The organism is Phyllobacterium sp. SB3, assembly GCF_040009165.1.
Classification (GTDB): domain Bacteria; phylum Pseudomonadota; class Alphaproteobacteria; order Rhizobiales; family Rhizobiaceae; genus Phyllobacterium.
Map to the genome: position 1 here is coordinate 359875 of NZ_JBDYKI010000001.1, position 21225 is coordinate 381099.

Annotated in this window: 22 protein-coding genes and 1 pseudogene; 8 read left to right on the forward strand and 15 right to left on the reverse strand. The window is 51.9% G+C overall.

Annotated elements, in window-relative coordinates; genetic code table 11:
- Positions 1-454 precede the first annotated feature (454 nt).
- The 5 genes from ABKW30_RS01815 to ABKW30_RS01835 form a co-directional block, all read right to left on the reverse strand.
- A complete protein-coding gene (locus ABKW30_RS01815; protein ID WP_348596313.1) occupies positions 455-1966 on the reverse strand; it encodes a hypothetical protein in 1512 nt (503 codons plus the stop codon).
- Complete coding sequence (locus ABKW30_RS01820) at positions 1966-4206, reverse strand: phage tail tip lysozyme (RefSeq protein ID WP_348596314.1); 2241 nt, start codon at positions 4204-4206, stop codon at positions 1966-1968. The genes ABKW30_RS01815 and ABKW30_RS01820 overlap by 1 nt, the downstream gene beginning before the upstream one ends.
- Before the next feature lies 1 nt (position 4207).
- Positions 4208-4636, reverse strand: coding sequence for a hypothetical protein (locus tag ABKW30_RS01825; protein WP_348596315.1), 429 nt, complete (start codon positions 4634-4636; stop codon positions 4208-4210).
- A 207-nt stretch (positions 4637-4843) separates the two neighbouring features.
- Positions 4844-5023: a hypothetical protein gene (locus ABKW30_RS01830; protein ID WP_348596316.1), complete on the reverse strand. Its 180-nt coding sequence runs from the start codon at positions 5021-5023 to the stop codon at positions 4844-4846.
- Complete coding sequence (locus ABKW30_RS01835) at positions 5020-5208, reverse strand: helix-turn-helix domain-containing protein (RefSeq protein WP_348596317.1); 189 nt, start codon at positions 5206-5208, stop codon at positions 5020-5022. Before ABKW30_RS01835 ends, ABKW30_RS01830 begins: the two co-directional genes overlap by 4 nt.
- A gap of 209 nt (positions 5209-5417) precedes the next feature.
- Here ABKW30_RS01835 and ABKW30_RS01840 point away from each other — a divergent pair, with 209 nt between their 5' ends.
- Positions 5418-6143: a hypothetical protein gene (locus ABKW30_RS01840; RefSeq protein ID WP_348596318.1), complete on the forward strand. Its 726-nt coding sequence runs from the start codon at positions 5418-5420 to the stop codon at positions 6141-6143.
- Positions 6144-7316: 1173 nt separating this feature from the next.
- Here the strand turns inward: ABKW30_RS01840 and ABKW30_RS01845 are convergent.
- The 6 genes from ABKW30_RS01845 to mqo all read right to left on the reverse strand — a co-directional run bounded on the left by ABKW30_RS01845 (position 7317) and on the right by mqo (position 13712).
- Positions 7317-8699 carry an AAA family ATPase gene (locus ABKW30_RS01845; protein ID WP_348596319.1) on the reverse strand — a complete coding sequence of 461 codons (1383 nt, stop codon included), beginning with the start codon at positions 8697-8699 and terminating at the stop codon, positions 7317-7319.
- A complete protein-coding gene (locus ABKW30_RS01850; RefSeq protein ID WP_348596320.1) occupies positions 8699-9163 on the reverse strand; it encodes a hypothetical protein in 465 nt (154 codons plus the stop codon). Before ABKW30_RS01850 ends, ABKW30_RS01845 begins: the two co-directional genes overlap by 1 nt.
- 125 nt (positions 9164-9288) lie before the next feature.
- A complete protein-coding gene (locus ABKW30_RS01855; protein WP_348596321.1) occupies positions 9289-9474 on the reverse strand; it encodes a helix-turn-helix domain-containing protein in 186 nt (61 codons plus the stop codon).
- A gap of 93 nt (positions 9475-9567) precedes the next feature.
- Complete coding sequence (locus ABKW30_RS01860) at positions 9568-10260, reverse strand: hypothetical protein (RefSeq protein ID WP_348596322.1); 693 nt, start codon at positions 10258-10260, stop codon at positions 9568-9570.
- Positions 10257-11459 carry an integrase arm-type DNA-binding domain-containing protein gene (locus ABKW30_RS01865; RefSeq protein WP_348596323.1) on the reverse strand — a complete coding sequence of 401 codons (1203 nt, stop codon included), beginning with the start codon at positions 11457-11459 and terminating at the stop codon, positions 10257-10259. The genes ABKW30_RS01860 and ABKW30_RS01865 overlap by 4 nt, the downstream gene beginning before the upstream one ends.
- A gap of 534 nt (positions 11460-11993) precedes the next feature.
- Positions 11994-13712: a malate dehydrogenase (quinone) gene (gene mqo, locus ABKW30_RS01870; RefSeq protein WP_348596324.1), complete on the reverse strand. Its 1719-nt coding sequence runs from the start codon at positions 13710-13712 to the stop codon at positions 11994-11996.
- Between the two features lie 200 nt (positions 13713-13912).
- Here mqo and ABKW30_RS01875 point away from each other — a divergent pair, with 200 nt between their 5' ends.
- Together ABKW30_RS01875 and ABKW30_RS01880 are read left to right on the forward strand one after the other, a co-directional pair.
- On the forward strand, positions 13913-14194 hold the full coding sequence (locus ABKW30_RS01875; RefSeq protein ID WP_348596325.1) for an aminotransferase class V-fold PLP-dependent enzyme: 282 nt from the start codon (positions 13913-13915) through the stop codon (positions 14192-14194).
- A 54-nt stretch (positions 14195-14248) separates the two neighbouring features.
- Positions 14249-14374 (forward strand): annotated as a pseudogene (locus ABKW30_RS01880) (SDR family oxidoreductase); the annotation flags it as partial.
- 3 nt (positions 14375-14377) lie between these two features.
- Here ABKW30_RS01880 and ABKW30_RS01885 read toward each other — a convergent pair.
- The gene (locus tag ABKW30_RS01885; RefSeq protein ID WP_348596326.1) at positions 14378-14560 is read right to left on the reverse strand and encodes a hypothetical protein; all 183 of its coding nucleotides are present in this window, start codon (positions 14558-14560) and stop codon (positions 14378-14380) included.
- A 68-nt stretch (positions 14561-14628) separates the two neighbouring features.
- Positions 14629-14916, reverse strand: a complete 288-nt coding sequence (locus tag ABKW30_RS01890; protein ID WP_348596327.1) for a DUF6074 family protein — start codon at positions 14914-14916, stop codon at positions 14629-14631.
- A 256-nt stretch (positions 14917-15172) separates the two neighbouring features.
- Here ABKW30_RS01890 and ABKW30_RS01895 point away from each other — a divergent pair, with 256 nt between their 5' ends.
- From ABKW30_RS01895 to ABKW30_RS01910, 4 genes are all read left to right on the forward strand, one after another.
- Positions 15173-15619, forward strand: a complete 447-nt coding sequence (locus ABKW30_RS01895) for a hypothetical protein (protein WP_348596328.1) — start codon at positions 15173-15175, stop codon at positions 15617-15619.
- 68 nt (positions 15620-15687) lie between these two features.
- Complete coding sequence (locus ABKW30_RS01900) at positions 15688-16539, forward strand: SDR family oxidoreductase (RefSeq protein ID WP_348596329.1); 852 nt, start codon at positions 15688-15690, stop codon at positions 16537-16539.
- Positions 16540-16587: 48 nt separating this feature from the next.
- A complete protein-coding gene (locus ABKW30_RS01905) occupies positions 16588-17901 on the forward strand; it encodes an MFS transporter (protein ID WP_348596330.1) in 1314 nt (437 codons plus the stop codon).
- Positions 17902-17982: 81 nt separating this feature from the next.
- Positions 17983-19233, forward strand: coding sequence for an aminopeptidase (locus ABKW30_RS01910; protein ID WP_348596331.1), 1251 nt, complete (start codon positions 17983-17985; stop codon positions 19231-19233).
- A 65-nt stretch (positions 19234-19298) separates the two neighbouring features.
- On the opposite strand, the gene ABKW30_RS01915 is transcribed toward ABKW30_RS01910, so the two are convergent.
- A complete protein-coding gene (locus ABKW30_RS01915) occupies positions 19299-20402 on the reverse strand; it encodes a saccharopine dehydrogenase family protein (protein WP_348596332.1) in 1104 nt (367 codons plus the stop codon).
- A 120-nt stretch (positions 20403-20522) separates the two neighbouring features.
- Here ABKW30_RS01915 and ABKW30_RS01920 point away from each other — a divergent pair, with 120 nt between their 5' ends.
- On the forward strand, positions 20523-20951 hold the full coding sequence (locus ABKW30_RS01920; RefSeq protein WP_348596333.1) for an Lrp/AsnC family transcriptional regulator: 429 nt from the start codon (positions 20523-20525) through the stop codon (positions 20949-20951).
- A gap of 13 nt (positions 20952-20964) precedes the next feature.
- Here the strand turns inward: ABKW30_RS01920 and ABKW30_RS01925 are convergent, their stop codons facing one another.
- On the reverse strand, positions 20965-21201 hold the full coding sequence (locus ABKW30_RS01925; RefSeq protein WP_348596334.1) for a hypothetical protein: 237 nt from the start codon (positions 21199-21201) through the stop codon (positions 20965-20967).
- Between the last annotated feature and the right edge of the window lie 24 nt (positions 21202-21225).

Below are 21225 nucleotides of genomic sequence, written 5' to 3' on the forward strand. Positions count from 1 at the left end.
TGATCCATGCATCTGGCTTGCCCCCTTCACTCAATAGCTCGTGCAGGTGACATTGTTGCCGTAACGGTTGCAGTTCGTAACACTGGGCGCGCGATACGTTGGCATTGGCGGCGGCGTATAGGATTGGCCCCTAAATGCAAAACTGGGCATTCGGCCATCAGATGGCCCGCACTGATAAGTCATTCGATACCAAGTTACGGGGCCAGGCATTATATCCGCCACAAGCCCACCAGCATTACTTGAGCTATCAACAACCTGATAGGGGCCAGCGCATATCTCTGCCGCCTTTTTAAGGCATGCATTCGGTGATCCATTGCACTTGGTTTGCTGAACCGTTTGTCCCGATGGGCCGGGAATAGGTTCCTGCGTGCTGACACATGACGCCGTTAGCCCTCCTGCACAAAGGAGTGGCAACCATAATTTCAGTATTTTCATTTTTTCCCCCAGCGGCTTCTTAATGAGCCGCAGAGCCGATAAGCGCACGGGCGATAATATTTTGCAACTCAGTATCGCTGACCCTTGGAAGCACGCCGCCATTGCGTGCCAATATCTCTGCGATTTCCGAGGATCTTGCACCCATACGATTTGCCAACTGGTTCGCAATGATGCCTGTTGCCATAGAAGCGCCGGAGACAGCAGATCCGACAGCGGGCCCGCCAATTGCATTGCCGATTACAAACGGCATACCAGCGCCAACGAGTGGCCCGTATCCATTTCCAGTTGGGGCAAGCTTTCCGAGGGCGCGAGCTGTTTTCTGAGTAGGACCGCCCTGCGCTACCTTGCTAATGGCCTTTTCCTGAGCAGGCGACCAGCCTTTTTCTTTACCCTTGATAATCCGTCGCTCAACATTCCCGTATTCGGTCTTTAAGGCGTCGTCGTAGGTTTTTCCGCTGTACTGACCGGATTTCTGAATTGCCAACTCCCGCGCTGTCTCAAGCTGATCACCTTTAGCCGCACGACTGTACAGACTACGTGCCGTCTCAAGCTCTGGAGCAAGGGGAGACGTAAAGTCATCAAACTTGCGCAACATGATAGTTGCCATACGCCGTTCAGCTCCATCAGGTGACGCTGCTGCATCTGCGAGCGCCTTGCGAACCGTCTGCATCTGCTTAACCGTCATAGGTCCGTTTGCATAATCCTCGACAAGCTTTAGAGCTTCCCTTGCTTTGGGGTAAGCTTCAGAGACGCGGCCCGTAGGCGAGATAAGACCTTCGTCGGTTGCCAGAGACTTGAAATCCTGCGACAGAGCCGTGGTCTGTGATTTGGTAGCGGTTACGCCGTTCTTGTCTGCAAGGTCATAAAGGTCGCTTGCATCCTGTTTGAGCTTCTCAACGGTAGGAACAGCTTTTTCAGCAGCATTACGTGCGCTCCTGTTTGCAATGCCACTTATAGCGCCACCAGCGCCAAGGCCAGCGAGCAGTTCAGCAACAGTCTCAACCGCTGCATTTCCTGGTGCAACCTGTTGAGCAACAGCACCACCAACGCCGCCAGCCGCCGCCGAGCCTAGACCGGCAAGAGTTTGTGCAACCGTAGCTCCCGATCCCGCCAAAGGTACAGCAGCGCCGCCAACAGACTGAGAGACACGTCGGGCCATCTGTGGCCCCATTTCAGTACTCGGAGGAGCGATAGCCAATCCTTCACGCAATCCCTTTGAACCACCCAAGGGATTGTCGGAGGGCTGTATGTCAGTACCGAATACCGCATTAATGCCGCTGGTAACTGGACGAACAACCAAATTGTTCATCAGATCGACGGGAGCGCCCAATGCTCCCGTAGCGCCTTCAAGGAGTCCCGAAACAACTTGAGTTCCATAGCCACCAGCCGCTGGCTGTAGCCCTATTGTCTTGTTGAACTCATCAACAGGTATATCGGCATAGAATTTCCGATGGACGGCATTGGCAAGCTGCTCGTCACTTAGATCTTGGTATTGAGGGAATTTGGCGCGGATATCTGCAATGCTAGCCATTATCGACTTCCACGAATACCAAGGGGATCATTAGCGCCGCTAATTGGCTGCTCATCGCTCAAATCGCCACCAAACATAGCGGGATTATCCTTTTTGAACTTCTTGAAGTTTTCGTATGGGTTTGGAAGCGCTGAAATTTGCTTCTCCGCCTCTTGCCATGTCATCTCGCCAGATTGAGCGCGAACCGCAATATCAGCAGCAGCTATTTTATTTTGAGCAACGGACTGGAATGTTCCATTAATGATCGCATTCGCCTCTGGTGAGTTTCCAATGTTCGGCAGGCTGTTAAGGAACATCTTCACGTCGATGTCAGAGGATGATCCAGAACCTGGAACGCGCATGGCAGGTGCAAGCCGATCAATTATTGACTTGTATGCCTGAGCTGGTCCTAGACCTTCAAGCTTGATACCAGCCATCTCGGCATAAGGACCAAGAGCGATAAGAGCCTGAGCACCTGCGCCAGTCTTGATCTGCTTACCAAGCTCGACCAGTTGTTGCATGTCGGAAGCCTGTTGCGCTGCCTGACGACCACCGGCAATATACCCATCGAAACGCTCAGCGGCTTTTTCGTCGCTCTTTTTAATGAAATCGTTGGTATTCTGGCCAGTGTTGACGCTTACATTTACGCCACTGTCGCCAATAGCTGTAATTCGCCCATCTGCTGACTGCTGATACTGCTTCTTGGGATCCAGACCAAGGCTCTTTACTTCTTCTGGCGATAGCTGCTGGAACTTAGGCTGAGGATTTCGCAAAGCATCCGCTTCAATGCGGGCTTTATCGGTTTGCGCCTGAATAAGCGGATCATTCTGCCTCACGCTCTGCTCGTACTCTTGGCGTTGACGCCACTGTTCCTGCTCGGCTTGCTGTGTAGCGACAGACTGTTCGCGCTCTTGTTCCTGCCGCAACAGCCCCATAGCTACGGCGCGCGTCTGTGGACTAGCACGCGGGTCCGATATGGCTTTCACAACAGCCTCCCGATTGATGCTGCCCGTCTGCGGCGCTTGCTGTGGTGCGGGGGCGGATGACATACCCAAGCTTTGCAACTCTGTCTGCGTTGGTTGCAATGTCTGATCTGCACCGGCAACCATGGCATCGCCTGCCGCAGCCTCTGGACGAATAGCCAAGGCCTGAGCAACAGGGCTTACTACTGGACTTGTCGCTACAGGAGTCGGCGCAGGCTTTACGCCAGCACCTCCACCTACAAACGGCAATCCAGCACCAGCGGAAAGCTCTGGAACCTGAGTGACATCTAGCACCGGCGCTCCACCTGTCCCGACAGGCGTATTTGCAACACCCACGCCCTCGACGGAAGGCACTGATACAGGTTTCACAACTGGAGAAGTAGGACGCAGCAGCGCCTCCGCCACTGTTGGCTTTGGATTGGGTGTCACCGTCATCGGCAGCGCTTCCATGCCAGAGCCACCATCAAGCGATACAGTTTGAACTGGAGCAGACCTGCGACCAGACGTGTACTTCGCTATACGCCTGTCCCTATGCTCTGGCGCTGGTCGCAGATAATATTTGGTTATTGCCGCACCGGCTGAGCCAGCATCCTTGGTAGCTAATATTTTCTCTGCCGCACTGCGTTCTGAACCCTGGAATTCGGCAAGGGTAAAATCAACCTGAGTATCGACATCATCAAGGGGCTTTCCACGCTCTGCCGCGTATGCCTCATAGGCCTTGCGCCGAGGACCTGTCCATTGAGCCAACCCATAACCGCCGCGTGAATTGGGTACAATCGGATGGGCTTCATTGATGCCGGGATTTAACCTACTCTCGTCGGCATAGTTCATCACAAGGCCATCAGCGACATGTTCAGGAAGTCCACGCTCTATAAACTTGGCCTTGAGAACTTCAGGGGCGACAGTGCCTGGACCAGTAACACCCGCGCCACTTGGCACATTGGTTGCAGCCGGAGCCGTTGGGCTACCACCAGCAGCCACACTCGATGGGTATGCAGATCCTCCACCGCTAAAAAGCGACGACAGCAAGCCTGAATTATACTCATTGTTTTCAGTGGCCGCACGCTCAGCCTGATTTTGCTTAAACCCTGCAATTCCGCCCTGAACGCCCTTTGCCAATATGCTCGCGACGCCACCGGCATTCGGGGATGTATCTGTGGCCTGCTGCAACAATGATTGTGCAACCTGTTGACGGATAGCAATCTGCTCAGGGGTAAGCTGCGCGCCATTGGGGCCAACAAAAAATGCCGGAATGATCTCTTGCAGATTGGTAGCCATTTTATTTCCTTTCGAGGTATGCGCTGCTTACAATAGCTTCAAGCTCGGCGTCGGACATGTCCCGCATATGCGAGATCGTGCCGCTGTGCTCAACCTCGATTGCCGCCTTCGACTGCCAGTCTGTGCGAGCAAGGTTTGTCAGTCCAAATACTATCAAAGTGGCCTGCGAAGATGTGCCACCGACCTCAACGTGTTTCTTCTGTTGCATCTCGTACCAAGACGCTGCAAATGCCTTTGCGCGTGAAACGGCTTCCGCAAATTCTGAGTGCACTTCCATCCACTCTGTAACCGTCCTTCGTGAAACACCGGCAGCAGCAGCGAAAGAGTTGAGGCCCAAACCTTGCTGCATAACCTCAATAACAAGATCGCAATACTCTGGCTTGTAGAGACTTGGACGCCCAATTGGATTGTCGGATTTAGGTGATGCCACGGTCAAACTCCCGATGCGCTTTGGAGGGGGCCTAGCAAGTGGGTATATGTAAACCACCCCACTTTTTGGCATGCGTCGATAAAGTATGCCGCGTATAGGAAAGCCCAATCTATGGCGAGCAGACTATTTTCGGGGTTATAGACGATCATCGTAATTTGCCTCGAAGCGAGAAAAGTTGGTATGGCTGCCTATCGACAGAAGTCCGGCCTACTGGATTAACCACTGTAGAACTCCTGTGGTTGGCTTGATGAAGCTGTCGATGACGTATGCGGCCATCAGAATGCAGCCCTGCGTGGCAATTGGATTAGTGCTGGCATGGTCGTAAACGAAGTCGTACCGCATACAGCGATACTTGCGGCCCATGCGGAAAGCCCATGACGCGCTCATGCTGCTTGCTGACCATTGGGCAGTGCTTCCAGCCATGCGTCAGCTTCACCGCGAAGAATTAGTGTCCGCTTGCCAGCTTTCTTCGTCGGCAGCTTTCCAGCCCTGATTTGCAGGTACGCGTAGGAACGGCCAATGCCGTATTCCTCACAAAACTCTTCGATGGTAAGAACTGGCTTAATAGACATAAGGAAATCCTTAGCGTTTTCTATCATTCTATATTGTTTACTATTGTCCACTAGTGTTTAGTGCACTGTTGTGCTCTCATATATATTATCATAATTATATATTACTGTCTAAGAATATTGCATAATTTACTATGATATTATGATAAATTAAGTAACTCGCCAATGTTTGATACGGCGAAGATAATCAGCAGATAAGGCGGACTGCATACATGTCGATATTAAACTCTCTACAGTCAGCTTCCATTCGATTGATTGGCCAAAAACCCGGTGCGTTCTTTGCATCATCAGAAGAGTTTGAGCTCGAGCTTTTTGACTTTGTTAATGAGGTCGCAAAAGACATCTGCAAGTACGCCGATTGGCAGGCACTGACGAAGCTCCACGCTATCGCTGGAGATGGCATTACCGAGACTTTCGCACTGCTAGCAGAGTATGATCGGCGGTTGCTGGTTACTGACATCCAAGACCTGAATAACTGGTACTGGGATTATCAGCATATCGCGAATATCAATGACTTCCTGTTTTTCAAAACCCGTGGCGCTGAATACAGCACTCCCGGCGCATGGACGATCTACAACAATGAGCTGAATTTCTTTCCGGCACCCGCAGCAGGCAGCTCGGCAATATTCCCTTATGTATCAGCGAATTATGCTGTTCCTCAAGGTGGCGGCATTCCCACGGCTGAATTTATGAGTGACAGCGATGAATTTATTATTCGAGGTGGCGAACGATTGCTTACCCTTGGCCTTGTATGGCGCTGGCGTGAGAATAAGAAGCTTGACTATACCGGCGACCAGGAAGCGTTTATGATGCTGATTGACCAATTGGCGGCGAAAGATAAAGGCTCAACCGTTATTCGCGATCGGTCTAATAATCCTGACCGGTGGAATACAGGTCAGGCGTTGCCGGGGTTGCTCGGGCCTTTATACGGTCATTAACGGGATATCTGGCCACTTCTTGAATTGATTTTAAGCGAATATTTCACCGTAAATGCCCGATGCGAAAGGCAACGGAGGGACTTTCTTAATATCGGCGTGGTTTCCTCTTGTGCGTGGTTATCTTCACTATGTGATCACAGGCTAGCGCTCAGAAGCAATTACAATCGGGAGAGACTATGCGCGACGATACCGCTGAAACAGACCTACGTCGAAGGGTGACAGTGATACGGTCTATAGAGAACAGCGTTTCCAAGAATGTGGATATCGAGGCGAGTATCCACGCGACTACCGCCCAGAACATCCTGAGAGACGACCTCGGAGAATTTTCCGACTCAAACAAGTTTAGCCAAGTCTATAATCTTGAAAGCGAGGTGAGAGACAGACTGCTTGCTCACGCCCGGCAAGACGCGGCTCATTCCGTAGTTGCGATAGTAGCTACCAACAAAGCTCTTGCGTCTCTGCATACAAAAGTGAACGTACTGATTGGACTCGTTCTGCTAATCGGCGTCCTATTTTTCGCAATGCGACCATAAAGGCAACTCTCATGGGATGGTCTGATAAGAAAATTGAGCGACTGGAGCGCGAGCAACGATACTATGACGCGTCACCCCCTCATGAAAAAATCAATTTTCATATTAAGGATGGCACGCGCACGATTCTTTCAGAACTCCGTATTATACGGTGGATTTTGTTCGGGCTTTTCATAATAGCGTTTCAAGCGATCTGCATTTGGGGACCGAGTGGCTGGTTGTGGACGCCGTTTTGGGCGTACCTCAAATAAATAACTCAGGTGAAGGCTGGCCCTCAAAAATGTTTGTCCGCGTCAAGTTCCAGCGCGTGGCTGGCAGTGCAAGGCGCACGTCATAATCAATTTTTTGCCGCTCCTGCGCGTGACGGCTAGCGAAAATCAGGAATAGCATCGCCAATCCAAATGAACCTGAGTTCGTAGCCGAGTGGCATTGCTGCCGTGTGCTCCAGATGCTTGATCATTTTTAGCCTCCTATTTCTTCGCACGCGGTGCTGCTCAAAGGCAGCGCATGCGTATAGGGGTATGGGGGGACGTGATGGCAGGCCGTTCGTAGGGGGGGTCGTATGAAAAGCGGGGCGTTCGTAGGGGCGTTCGTAGGGGCGTTCGTACCCCGTTCGTACCCCGTTCGTAGGGGGGTTCGTAGGCTATTCGACATGATTTGCATCCACGACTGCGAGCTGATATGAGCGCCGAGATGGAGGGCCAATCTCATCAACTTTGATGCGTCCGGCTTCGAACAGGCGGTTCATAGACGTGATAAAACCGCGCCTCTTGATGCCGTTTGCTTGCGGGTCTTTTGCGAACACGGCTGGCGCATAGTTTGCACCAGCAGAGTGGCTGACTTTGCGACCTTCGGCGGCGTACCTTTCGAGGAGGTGAAGGAACACACGATCTATGTTGCTCATGGCCGCGACAGCTTGAAGGCTGTCGTTGGTGTTCGGTTTGAAAACGCCATTCACCCAACGCAGAACGGTTTCATCGCCAATTTTGCCGTAATTCGATTTGACCGTTCGAAGGACGCGAATATCTGTATCCGTCTCCTCGCCGTCCTTCTCCTTGAGGCGGTCCAGATAAAGACGACTACGTACAGAATTATTCCAGGCCGTCGAACCTGATGATCCCGTGCCACTTGCCATACCTGCGATTGATGGGTGAGCCAGCATCACGATGGTAACGCGATACCGAGCGCACAGACCACGCAGGAGACTAATAAACTGACGGGCCTGCGCGCGCTGGATCTCATCGCCCCCGAACAGATCAGCAAGGGTGTCGAGAACCAACAGCGATGGTCGGTATTTTGCTACGAAGGCTTCGAGCTTTTCAAAAAGCGCCGTTGCCGCCAGTACGTTGCTTTTAACTTTCGGGACAGCGAGAAGCGCGTCCTTGCCTGCCAATGAGCAAATGTGGAGGTCTTTAAGAGCGTTGAGTTCGAGTTCGAGTTCACGCACGATGTCTGCAAGACGCCGGAGAATCTCGTCAATTTCGTCTTCCGCTGTTAGAAAGCAGGCTAGTCCTTGAAAGACCGCTTTCCCTGCCCAATAGCCGTTAACTTGGGCTGCAACAGCAAGCATCAGGGCAAGAAGTGATTTACCTGTTCCGCCATCGCCATTAAGTAAGGTTACCGTATATGCGGGGATTAGCCCTTCCACGAACCAATCACGCTGAGGTACTGCGACGCCTGCCAAGCTTGAGGCGGTTATAGTGTCGAGTATGCCTACGTCTTGAGATGGCTGCATACTATGGCCGACAGTCGGATTACGATTAATTCGCTTGCGCAACTCTTGCAGCCCTGCCTCCTCATCATTTACCGCGCCGGGTAGCCTGGCACCATAATCGTCTGGGTCGGCTATAGGCGCTTCAGACATGTATGCAGGAGCGTCTTGAATTACCTCCACCATCGGCTGATCATAGCAAATACCATTGTCTTGGTCGCCATCGCGATTGAATTCATCCGTCTGTGCAGAGAGAGGGGCTAATGGACGGATATCGTCGTCCTCAAACAAATTATCTTTATCGATATAGTCCATCACGCATGCCCTCCGACTTTGACCGTAGACAGCAGGATCGGGCAGTTTGGCGCGAGTCTCTGGATCAGATTATACCAATCTGCTTCGTGCTCCAGCCGCGTTTCAACTATCATGACGTTCTGTCCGAGCAAGGCGGCAGCACCCGCAGGTGGGCCATAAGCTTCCACCATCGGTGCACACGAGATCACGCTGAAGCCCGCACATTGCCGGATTGCGCGACGGATTGAAGGCATGTGGAAGCCGTCCGGCCCAAGAGCCCTACCGGTGTCGTCGCCTATCAAGAAGATCGTCGGGCGCTTATCATTGTCACGGAATGGTGTCCGGCCTTGAGGGATAACAGAAAGCGTTACACCGCCATGCCGTATTGCTAAGGCAAGTACTCGGATATGCTCTGCTGTCTCAAGCGTGCCATCAATAATTGCATCCAGGCGCTCGGTTGGTATTTCTGTAGGTATAAGATTCATAACAGTAGCCTCGCGTATTGCGAGAGCGGTATCGTGGTGGTATAAACCACGGCAGGGTAAATGCTAATAGCCGCCTCGGGAATTTAGATTTCCGGGGCTCCCTCTACACCCCATGAGAACGGCAATCAGACGGCTGTAGGAAGGTTTAGGATAAACCTGTCCAATTCCTCGCGTATGATAAGAACGCTCTTACCACGTTTGCGTCGTGTAATCTTTCCTTCAGAGAAAAGCTTATAGAGGCTTGAGCGACCGATACCTGAGTAGTCGATTGCTTCCGGTATTGTCAGGGCGATTTTCTGGGTCGGAGTCATGGGAGACCATCCTTTATGTTTCAGATGGTATCGGATTGTATGCATGGATACGTTGTTGTCCAAAGTAATATCCGGACAAATTATGAATAAAAATCAGAGATTGTCCGGAGATTTACTATGCCCCGCTCTTCGGAGCGCCTTGGTTATTGTATCACCCGATTTTGGCTTCTTTTTTCCGGCAAGAAGATAGGAGGCATCCACAAATGCCACGAAGGGGCCTTTCTCTTTAATATCTGGTTCAAGTCCCAAACCTTCACGATAAACTTTTCCCAGGCGTCCTAGCAGAAGCTCTTGCGGAGTTTCTTTTAAGTTTGGCATCAGTTTTTGCTCATGAGACTTTGTCTCGGCAAACACTTTGAGTTCATCAAGCGCGGACTCTCGTAGGGCCTTCATACCTTCAACAATATTGGCCAGGTCGTGGCCTCTCCAACTAACGCGGGCGGAGAGCTGGGACTTCAACAAGTCATCCTCCAGCGGAGACAACAGCATACTGAGCTGCTTCTTCATGGAATTCAGTTTCTTATATCTTTCTTTTGCTGGCGTTTTGCTAGTCAGTTCCGGATGAAACTCTTCGAAGAAGAAAGCCCACGATATTTTTTCCCCCAATTGGCGGCGAGCGTCACCAGCTATTCCAGCCTGTTCTGGTGAGCTGCCCTTTGGACATAGGTACCGCTCCGGGATTGTGCCGCCCGCTTTTTGAACTTTATCAAGCAGGTCCCCAATTGCCTCAGATCCCCATCTGCTCGGCGCAATAGCTTCATCCGATATTTTATTTATGTTGCTCATGCGTCACCTGTCTCTGGAGGGGTGGCATTAGGCAGGGCTGTGCAATAACTGGCCCATGCCTCCATCAACTCACGGCGCTTCTCTAACGCATCGCTTCTCCTGTAGGCCCGCTCCGTCGCATCTCCGACAGTGTGCGCCAGCGCCTGTTCCGCGACTTCACGCGGATAATGGGTTTCATCCCCTGACCAATCGCGGAATGCTGATCGAAAGCCGTGGATGGTGTATTGATCAACCTTCATACGACGCATGAGCATATCAATGGACGCCGCCGATATGGGCCTTTTAGCCTTCTGGCCGGAAAACACATAATCGTTATCGCTTTCCCGCGTCTCCAGCAGCTCTTTGACAATCTCAACGGCTCTTTCCGATAGAGGCACTCGATGCACACGACCGGCTTTCATGCGTTTAGCTGGGACTGTCCAGAGCTTGGCATCTAGATCGAACTCATCCCATGTTGCATTGACGACCTCTCCAGACCTGCTGGCGGTCAGAATAATAAACTCCAAGGCTTTTCCAGCCATAGCCTCTCTGACGCGCAGTTGCCCCACAAACTTAGCTATTCCGTTATAGGGCATTGCCGCATGATGACCGCGCGTGAGCTTCTGACGCGCCGGAAGGATGTTTTTGAGATGGCCGCGCCATAGTGCTGGGTTCTCGCCATTGCGCCACCCCTTTGCCTTTGCGAAGTCCAACACACGCTCAATACGCCCTCTAAGCCGCGATGCAGTTTCAGACTTTGTGGCCCAAATGGGCTTGAGAACCTTTAGAACCTCCTCAGTCCGGACTTCTGAAACTTTGAAGGAACTTATTGGCTTGGCATACTTGTCCAGCGTCATCCGCCATTGAGCCCTGTGCTTTTCATTGCGCCACTGGCTATCCATCGATTTCAGGAACATATCCGCGCAATCAGCGAATGTCGGCTCAGCTACTTGTTTGCGCTCTTCAATAGGGTTTCGTCCCTCAGCTACCGCTTGCCGGTGGTCCGCTGCCAACAGACGGGCCTTTGCCAGTTTTACCGATGGATAAGCCCCCAGGCCCATTTCATAGCGCTTGCCTGCATTCTTCCAGATAAACACCCAGGACTTCGCGCCAGAGAGCTTGACGTTCAGATACAGCCCGCCGCCGTCTCCAAGTAATCCAACTTTGCTGACGGCCTTGCATTCCGTATCTGTCAACTTGTTGAGAGTGCGAGCGGCCATTTCGATAGTCCCTAACTAAAACCCTAACTTGAGTTAGGGATAGGGGTGAACTATAGCGGATAATCGTGGAAGATTGAATAGAGAAACTGAATTAAATACTGATATTACAATCCTATAGCAAACGTCATAAAACGATGGCGAATTCTAGTTGGGCGGACTCCCTCTCCGCCATTATAATTTGATTTTCTTGACGTTATAGATTTCAACAATGAGCGCGATCACACGCATTGACGTCCGATGCGATCGGCATTGCGATCAGGGCTACATTCTCGGCACGAAGCCTTGATAGGATCGTTTAAAGCGGCCACCGCAAGCAGAAAGTTGTGCCGGGACAATCCTTGACGCGCCCTCTGGCAGCACCCTATTCGTGATCTTCAATATTATTGGAAATCACATGGCAACGATACTGAAGCTGAGAGGACGCTGGCAAGCACAGTTCCACAGGCGTGGCGTGACACGCCTGCAAATCCTTCCGACCGCAAAATCTAAGCCGAGACGTGGGCGTGCGATCCGCGCCGATTGAATGTTTCAAAATCAAAGGGCGATGTCGGGCACCTTCGGAACAGTCGCCCCGTTCGCACCCGGTATGGTTCCAGCATTTTCATTCACCTTTGGTGATGGGATTGCAAGTTGTAGCGTGCTTTCCGTTTCGGCCCAAGTTTGGGCGATAAGCGCCGGATCGTCATTCAGCTTTCTACCGTAACTCGGCACTATCTCCCGCAGAATTGCCTGCCACTCAGGTTTCTCAAGCCGGTCTGGAAAGGCTTTCTTCAAAAGATCGAGCATAATTGAAGGCGCGGTCGATGCCCCCGGCGACGCGCCAAGAAGTGCCGCAATCGACTTGTCTTCAGATACGACGATTTCCGTTCCCAGATTGAGTACACCACCCTTTTCCGGGTCGTTCTTGATGATTTGAACGCGCTGGCCAGCCTGCCATTCACGCCAGTCCTCATCCTTCGCCTCCGGCATATAGGCACGTAATGCTTCCATCCGGTCGCTCTTAGACATCATCAATTGCTCTGCCAGATATTTGACAAGTGCCATCTCGTCCCATCCCACATTCGCTATCGGCAGAATATTGGAGAGCGTCACGGAATCGGGCAAATCAAATATGGAGCCGTTCTTGAGGAACTTGCTCGACCATGTAGCGAAAGGCCCGAAGAGCAGAACGCGCTTACCGTCCAGAACGCGCGTATCGAGGTGCGGCACGGACATTGGTGGCGACCCGACATCCGCCTTTCCATAGACCTTGGCGAGATGACGGTTAACGATCTCTGGTTTTTCGGCGATCAGAAATGCGCCGCCAACCGGGAAACCGGCATAGGAACTGGCTTCAGATACCCCCGAAAGCTGTAACAGGGGCAGAGCGGCGCCGCCGGCACCGATAAACACAAAACGCGCATCAACGGTTTGAACCTTCGATTCATCCGCCGTGCTGAAGGCGGAAACCCGCCATGTGCCATCCGGATTGCGTGTAATTGAACGCACCTCGTGATTGGTAGTGCTGGCGAAATTGGGAGATGCGAGCAGGTGTTTGAAAAACTGATGCGTAATCTCTCCGAAATTCACATCGGTGCCGAGATCGGAACGCGCCGCAGCGATCTTCTGGTCGGGGTCGCGGCCCTCAATCATGACAGGAACCCATTCGGCAATGCGCTTCCTGTCCGTGCTGTATTCCATTCCGGAGAAGAGAGGGCTTTGGGAAAGCGCCTCGACCCTCTTGCGAAGATACTCGACATTTTCTTCGCCCCATACCAAGTTCATGTGCGGGGTCGAATTGATGAATGAACGCGGATTGCCGAGAACGCCGCGCCGAATCTGATGTGACCAGAATTGCCGCGAAATCTGAAACTGCTCGTTGATGGCCACTGCCCGATCTATCTGGACGTTCCCGTCCTTATCCTCGGGCGTGTAGTTGAGTTCGCAAAGCGCGGAGTGTCCGGTCCCGGCATTGTTCCAACCGTTCGAACTTTCCTGCGCTACGTCATCAAGCCGCTCGAAAGCTTCAAGTTTCCAATTCGGCTCGAGTTCCGAAAGCAGCACGCCAAGCGTTGCACTCATAATCCCACCACCGATGAGCAGAACATCGACCGATCTATCTGCCTTTTCCGCGCGATATTGATTGTCCGTCAGCCATTTATAGCCAAAAACAGCAACACCAGCCCCAAACACCGAGGCGAGCAGACGGCGTCGCGTAAGCCTTAATGGGGAGCGTTTCGTATCTCCGGTGTCCGTGCCAGTGCTTTTTGACAAATCTGTTCTCCGCAATAGGCCGTTGAAGGCTGATGCCACTTCACAACCGACCGCGAATGTTCATACGCATCGCCTCGGTCAGATGAATATCCGCGATATATGCATGGTGCGACATTTTGTCAAACACAGGAACGTCAAGACAAATTCCAGTCGAACATCGTGCATGATGTTGGGACTAAACATCTAATAATCTATAGTGGATGCAGCCAAATTGCCTTTGTGATTTTCTGTGGCGGATAGGTTGCGACGCCCTCAAAGCCTCATGCCGCAAATTTCTTCGCGGACCGCGGGGAACAGCCATTCTCTACATACGTGAAGATTTTCTCCCCAAGCTCGATCCCGTCTATCTTGATGTTCTTCCGGCCCCATTGGATGACGGAATGCCTGCCGTAGGGACGGATGCGAGAAAATTCGAAACCAGTGAACGCTCCATTGCGTTGCTGCCCGGCCTCCGCACGAGACGGATCGTATTCATCAACTGATCGAGAAAACTGCCGCGCAAGCGGGCATCTCGGTCAATGAGGCAAAACCTGACAGGCCGCTTTGGCACGCCAGACGAATTTGGTGCTGCGGCAGCATTTTTGTACAGCCGGTATTCCGGTTATATTGTCGGTCAGAATTTATTGCTTGATGGCGGCGCGTTTAACTCAAAGCTTGGCTAACAGCTATTCTTCATCGTCGCAGATACCGAGGTTTTCCAGATCTTTCTGGCCAGCAGCGAGAGCCTCATCCTCGGTATCATGAGGCCCCATCAGCACACCGGTTTCACCGTCGACGACGATAACATAATACCATTTACCATCGCTTTTCTTGTCGGTCTGCACATAGCATCTTTGTTCATTTGCCATGCCGTATTTTCATTCATAGCGCCGCAAAAAGCAAACCATCAGCTTGCGCCCTGCAGCGCGTAAATCGGTCAGTAAACAGAACGATCGCCATAAATGCCGCTTGGGTCGTACATCTCGAACATTTCCAGTTCGACGGCGCTGAAAAACGCCCCAACCTGTTCATCCTGCTCGTCTTCCGAGAGACCTATCCGGGCCAAATGTTCAAACAGCTCATCGGCAATCCTGTTCCGGTAAGCTTCGGCATGTCGATCATTTTTTTCTTTCAGTTTTGCCGCCACGTCGCGGACTGTAGCAAGCCTTCTTGTCAGCGGAAAAGGAACTATTTGGCAACTTACTGAAGATTCAACTTTTGACATGCTCGACCATTCCCAACGGCACTTGCCGCGTTTGCAATTGATTCGCCAGGAAGGATACGTGCAAGGTTCCTAATAATTTGTTCAGCATAATCCATTGGCAAAAACATCAATGTTTTCAAACGTTACGTAACAAACAATAGCAATTTATTGGGGAACAGATTTGTGCGTAACAGGTCCTGAATCTTGCCCGTTACGGCATGCAGGCCTATCACAGAGAGGTAAGTGATTCGTTTGTTAACGGCGTAGATATTCACACATGGCATTAAGTAACGCAGAACGGCAAAGACGGCACCGCGAACGGCAGAAGCAAAAGCTGGCGTCGGTCGCTCCCGATATCGTCATGCAGTATGAAAATGTAGGGGCCGATTTGCGCGAAAAGCTGTATGCCCTCATCGATGCCGAGAATGCAGCGAGGCAGCGTACGGCTGCGGGGAAACTGATTGAGCTTACCGATTTCCGGCGCGTCATTCTCGATATCGCCCTCAATGAAAATCAATCTTCGATCGCGGACGCAGCGCGGATGACCCTCCTGAAAGCGCTCTCCATGGGCGAAAGCTCAGAAAAGGAGATTCTTGAGGCGCGGCGTCAAAAGTCTGCGAAATTATCCGCTAAGCCTGAAGTCCGGACAGTGCCGGAAAATCGCGTTGCGAAGGAACAAGTAACACCGCTCCCTCATTATCTGCGTGTTCCCAATTTCGGCTGATCGCCAAGATTGACAGATTAATTGGTAGCGCGGCGATATCTTCTCTCAACGCACTTGAGGACACCACCATGACTCATCCTGCCTTTTCCAAATCAAGCGTTGCTGTCATTACCGGTGGGGCGTCGGGGATCGGTCTGGCGGCAGCAAAGCGTTTTGCCAGCATGGGTATGAAAGTTGCGATTGCTGATCTGGGTGGCAAAAAGCTCGAAGAGGCACGTCAGGAAATCGTAGACATCAACTCGGTACAGTCTGCCGACATTATTTCAGTCCCCACTGATGTTACAAGCCTGGACGATCTGCGCAGCCTGAAGCATGCCGTGGATGAAAAATTTGGGGGCGTTGATGTCCTGATGAATAATGCCGGAATACAGCCCGGTAGCAGCGTGTTCGATCCGAACAATTGGAAACGGATAATAGCAACGAACCTCATGGCGATCATTCATGGTTGCCAGACATTCGGCCCTTCAATGATCGCAAGAAAGAAACCGGGGCTGATCATCAACACCGGCTCGAAGCAGGGCATTACGACACCGCCCGGAAATCCCGCCTATAATGTTTCAAAATCAGGCGTAAAGACCTATACAGAGGCACTTCAGCATGAGTTACGTAACACGAAGGATTGTGACGTAACTGCTCATCTTTTCATTCCGGGCTTTGTTTATACGGCATTGACCAAAGGCGACCGCACTGAAAAACCTGCAGGAGCATGGACTCCCGAGCAGACGGTCGATTTCATGATGCAAAGCGTGGATGCCGGAGACTTCTATATTCTTTGTCCCGACAATGATGTTGCTCGCAGTCTGGATGAGAAGCGCATTCTTTGGGCCGCTAACGACATTATCGAGAACCGGCCGCCACTGTCACGATGGCACGCGGACTATGAAACGAAGTTTGCTGATTTTCTCAAGCAGCCCTCATGATCCGCAGTTCCTCGTAATCCCCTGCCAATAATTCAGATTGGAGTTTTCATGTCTAATATAGCTGCCATTGCCCCCGGCATCGGGGCGCCGGACATCCGCACGCGTTTGAAATCGATCGTCGGCGGTTCCGCGGGTAATCTTGTCGAATGGTATGACTGGTATGTGTACTCAGCCTTTACCCTTTATTTCGCACCCGTATTTTTTCCGTCAGGCAATCAAACTGCGGAACTTCTGAGCGCTGCAGCAGTCTTTGCGGTCGGCTTCCTCATGCGCCCGATCGGCGCGTGGTTCATGGGCATTTATGCTGACAGGAAGGGCCGCAAGGCAGGACTTACACTTTCCGTGACCTTGATGTGTCTGGGCTCTCTGTTGATCGCAGTAACGCCCGGCTATGAATCCATCGGCCTTCTTGCTCCGTCTGCTCTGGTATTTGCCAGACTGTTGCAAGGCATCAGTGTCGGCGGCGAATATGGTGCCAGCGCAACATATCTCAGCGAGATGGCTGGCAAGAACCGTCGTGGCTTTTATTCAAGTTTCCAGTATGTCACGCTGATCTCCGGCCAGTTGGTCGCGCTCGCGGTCTTGCTCATCCTGCAGCGCATTCTGACGCCAGAGCAGTTGGGATCATGGGGCTGGCGCATACCGTTCGCCATTGGCGGCATTCTGGCCATTGCAGTGTTCTACATTCGGCGCGGATTGGCGGAAACCCAGTCTTTCCACAATGCAAAAGACTCCGACAAGCCAAAGTCCAGCGGCTTTGCTCTTTTCAAACATTATCCGAAAGAGGCATTTACCGTTCTTGCCCTTACAGCCGGCGGCACTTTGGCATTTTATGCCTACACGACCTATCTCCAGAAATTTCTCGTCAATACTTCCGGCTTCAGCAAGGAATCAGCCAGTGAGATTACCGCATTGGCACTTCTTGTTTTCATGCTGTGCCAGCCTGTTGCCGGGGCTCTGTCCGACCGTATCGGCCGTAAACCGCTGATGGTCGGGTTCGGCATCCTTGGCGTATTGTTCACCTATCTGATCTTCTCGACACTTGCGACAACCACAAACGCCTATACGGCATTCGGTCTTTCTCTCGCTGGCCTTCTGATCGTTACGGGATACACGTCGATCAATGCAGTCGTTAAAGCCGAGTTATTTCCAGCGCATATCCGCGCATTGGGTGTCGCCCTGCCCTATGCTCTGGCCAATACGATCTTTGGTGGTACCGCCGAATGGGTCGCGCTCAAGTTCAAGCAGGTTGGCCATGAAAGCTGGTTCTTCTGGTATGTCACAATCATGATTGGCCTGTCGCTGATCGTTTATCTGCGCATGCGTGATACACGCGACCACAGCCTCATCCACGAGGATTGATTAAATCCGGATCATCGGCTTGATGAAGTTGATGGTCCGGTTCTATGCTGGTTCGGAATTACTGAACCGCATGGATATATTATGAACTCGTCACAAAAAATTCCGTCCGTTGATCCGGTCAAACTTGATCGTTTGGGTGAAGTCGCCGTGAAAATCGGCCTGCAATTGCAACCGGGACAAGACCTGTTGATCACCGCGCCATTGGCAGCACTCCCTCTGGTTCGCCGCATAACCGAGCATGCTTACAAGGCTGGCGCAGGGCTGGTCACGACGTTCTACAGCGACGAAGAAGCAACCTTGATGCGTTATCGTAATGCACCAAGCGATAGTTTCGATCGTTCTGCAGGCTGGCTTTACGAAGGCATGGCGAAGGCATTTTCCGCCAACACTGCGCGTCTTGCCGTAGCCGGCGACAATCCCATGCTGCTTTCGGCAGAAGATCCGGAAAAAGTAGCGCGAGCCAACAAGGCACAATCCCAGGCCTATCGACCGGCACTCGAAAAAATCACTGGCTTTGACGTCAACTGGAACATCGTATCTTATCCCAATCCTTCCTGGGCAAAGCAGGTCTTCCCGGATCAGGATTCGGACACGGCTATTGCAATGCTTGCAGACGCTATTTTTGCCGCTTCCCGTGTGGATATTGATGATCCGGTCAGCGCCTGGCGCGAGCATAATGCAGCCTTGCTGAAACGGAGAGAGTGGTTGAACGGCCTGAACTTCGCATCCTTGAATTTCAAGGGGCCCGGAACAGACTTGACCGTAGGTCTAGCTGATCAGCATGAATGGCAGGGCGGTGCCTCAAAGGCCAAGAACGGCATTACCTGCAATCCTAATATCCCGACTGAAGAAGTCTTTACTACCCCGCATGCGTTTCGCGTTGATGGTCATGTATCCAGCACAAAACCATTGTCGCATCAGGGCACTTTGATCGAAAATATTCAGGTTCGCTTCGAGGGCGGCAAGATTATCGAAGCCAAAGCGACACGCGGCGAGGAAGTATTCAATAAAATTCTCGGCACGGATGAGGGCGCGCGGCGTCTCGGTGAAGTTGCACTTGTTCCGCACTCGTCGCCTATTTCGGCGTCAGGGTTGTTGTTCTTCAACACCTTGTTCGATGAGAATGCGGCAAGTCACATCGCGCTTGGACAATGCTATTCGAAATGTTTCATCAATGGCGGTGAATTGACGCCGGATGAAGTAGCATCGAAGGGTGGCAATAAGAGCCTCATTCACATTGACTGGATGATCGGGTCTGGCGAAATCAATGTCGATGGCATCCACAAGGATGGGTCAACTGTGCCGGTCATGCGCAAGGGCGAGTGGGCATAACTGAATTAGCGTCAGCAAAAGATCGCCACCGCACAAGCGGTGGCGATTAGTTTGAATCGGGCCTATCAGGCGACGAGACGGCCTGCAGTTTCGGTCTGGGCATAAGCCTTGCCGAAACGATTAGCCAGAAATGCATCGAGAGCGATGTCTTCCTGCTTGATAAAGCCTTGCTGCGGAAGGTCGCCCTTGGCCAGCATATCCAGGACAGCACAAATGGCTGAAGCGGTAGTGATCTGGATGCCGCTATAAAGCTGCGAACCGATATGGCCGCTATAAACCTTGTTCGCATAGGTTTCCTGCAACAGGCGGCCCTTCTTGCGGCCACTGACTGTCACGAAAATCACGACAACATCCTGAAGCGTTGATGGCAATGCGTTTTCAAGAATGTCCTTGAACACGTCACGGCGATCACGAAGCCCGAGATCATTCAGCAAAGCCTTCATGATTGCGGCATGGCCGGGATAACGGATCGTGCGGTAGTTGAGCGTACGCACCTTGCCAAGCAGGCTTTCGCACAATGTGCCAAGACCACCGGAAGTGTTGAATGCTTCGTACGTCACACCGTCAAGAGAGAACTCTTCACGCTCTTCCAGTGGAGGTACTTCGGTCAGCTCGCCATCAACGATAGCTTCACATGGCTCGCAATATTCATTGATAACGCCGTCTGTCGACCAGGTAAGGTTATAATTGAGAGCATTGGACGGATATTGCGGCAGCGCGCCAACCCGCATGCGAACACTTTCCAGCGTATCGAAGCGCTTGGCCAGATCATTGGCGACAATGGAGATGAACCCCGGAGCCAAGCCGCACTGTGGAATAAACGCGCTCTTGGCTGTTGTCGCAAGCTGCTTGACAATACGTGTACTCGCAACATCCTCGGTAAGATCGAGATAGTGCACGCCGGATTTGGCCGCAGCTTCAGCGATGCGTGTGGTTAGATGGAAAGGTGCAGCACTGAGAACAGCGAACTTGTCTTCAAGTACCTTCTCCAGTGCACCAGCTTCGGAAATCTCGATACAGGCTGTCTCAACGCGCGCGGAAACTTCCAGCGCTTCCAGTTGCGCCTGCGAGCGATCAACCACGGTTACGCGGTAGTCTCCGGTTTCGCTCAGCAGATTGGCAATCGTTCCTCCGATTTTACCAGCCCCGACAACAACGATCTCTTTCATGTGATTCCCCTGAATATGCATAAACCTGTGCTATTTTCGCATATTGATCGGCGAAATGAAGTATATATACTGACGATATAGCGCAGTAATTTTATCAATATGCCGCATGGATTTGTCATTATGCTGACGGAAGCTGACCACGACCTTCTATCGCTGCTCCGGGAAAACGCCAGAGCATCAACTGCTGATCTCGCACGCAAGCTCGGCCTGTCGCGCACTACAGTACAAAGCCGCATTGAGAGACTCGAAAATCGGGGGATGATCCGAGGATACAGCGTTCAATTATCCGCTGAGTATCAGCAAAATCTGGTCAAGGCGCATGTTCTGGTAACGGCCCTGCCAAAGCTTGCCATCCGCGTGGAGGCTTCGCTCCGCAAAATACCCTGGGTCAGAACCCTGCATTCTGTAAGCGGCCAGTTTGATATGATTGTTATTGTGGAAGCGCCGTCGATTCAGGAACTTGATAAACTGCTGGATGAGATCGGCGCATTGGAAGGCGTTGAAAGAACGATGTCGTCAATCATCCTTTCCACACGCATAGACCGATAGGGACGTCGGGTATCTATTTGTCCGCCTTTGCCAGCGCTACCCTGTCAATGGCCGCAATCATGCACACTTCAAGATCCCCGAGACCATCCTTGATTTCACCGTCAGTTATGCCCGCCGATTCTGCAGCCTTCGCACATTTCTCTGCGAGACGCTGTGGCCGACTGTCATGGTGTTCCATATCGGCAGGCTTGGCAGTATCAACGTTGGCATCAATCCAGTTATTGACAAAATCAATAGCTCTTTGACTCATGCTTTTCTCCTTATTACGCATCCA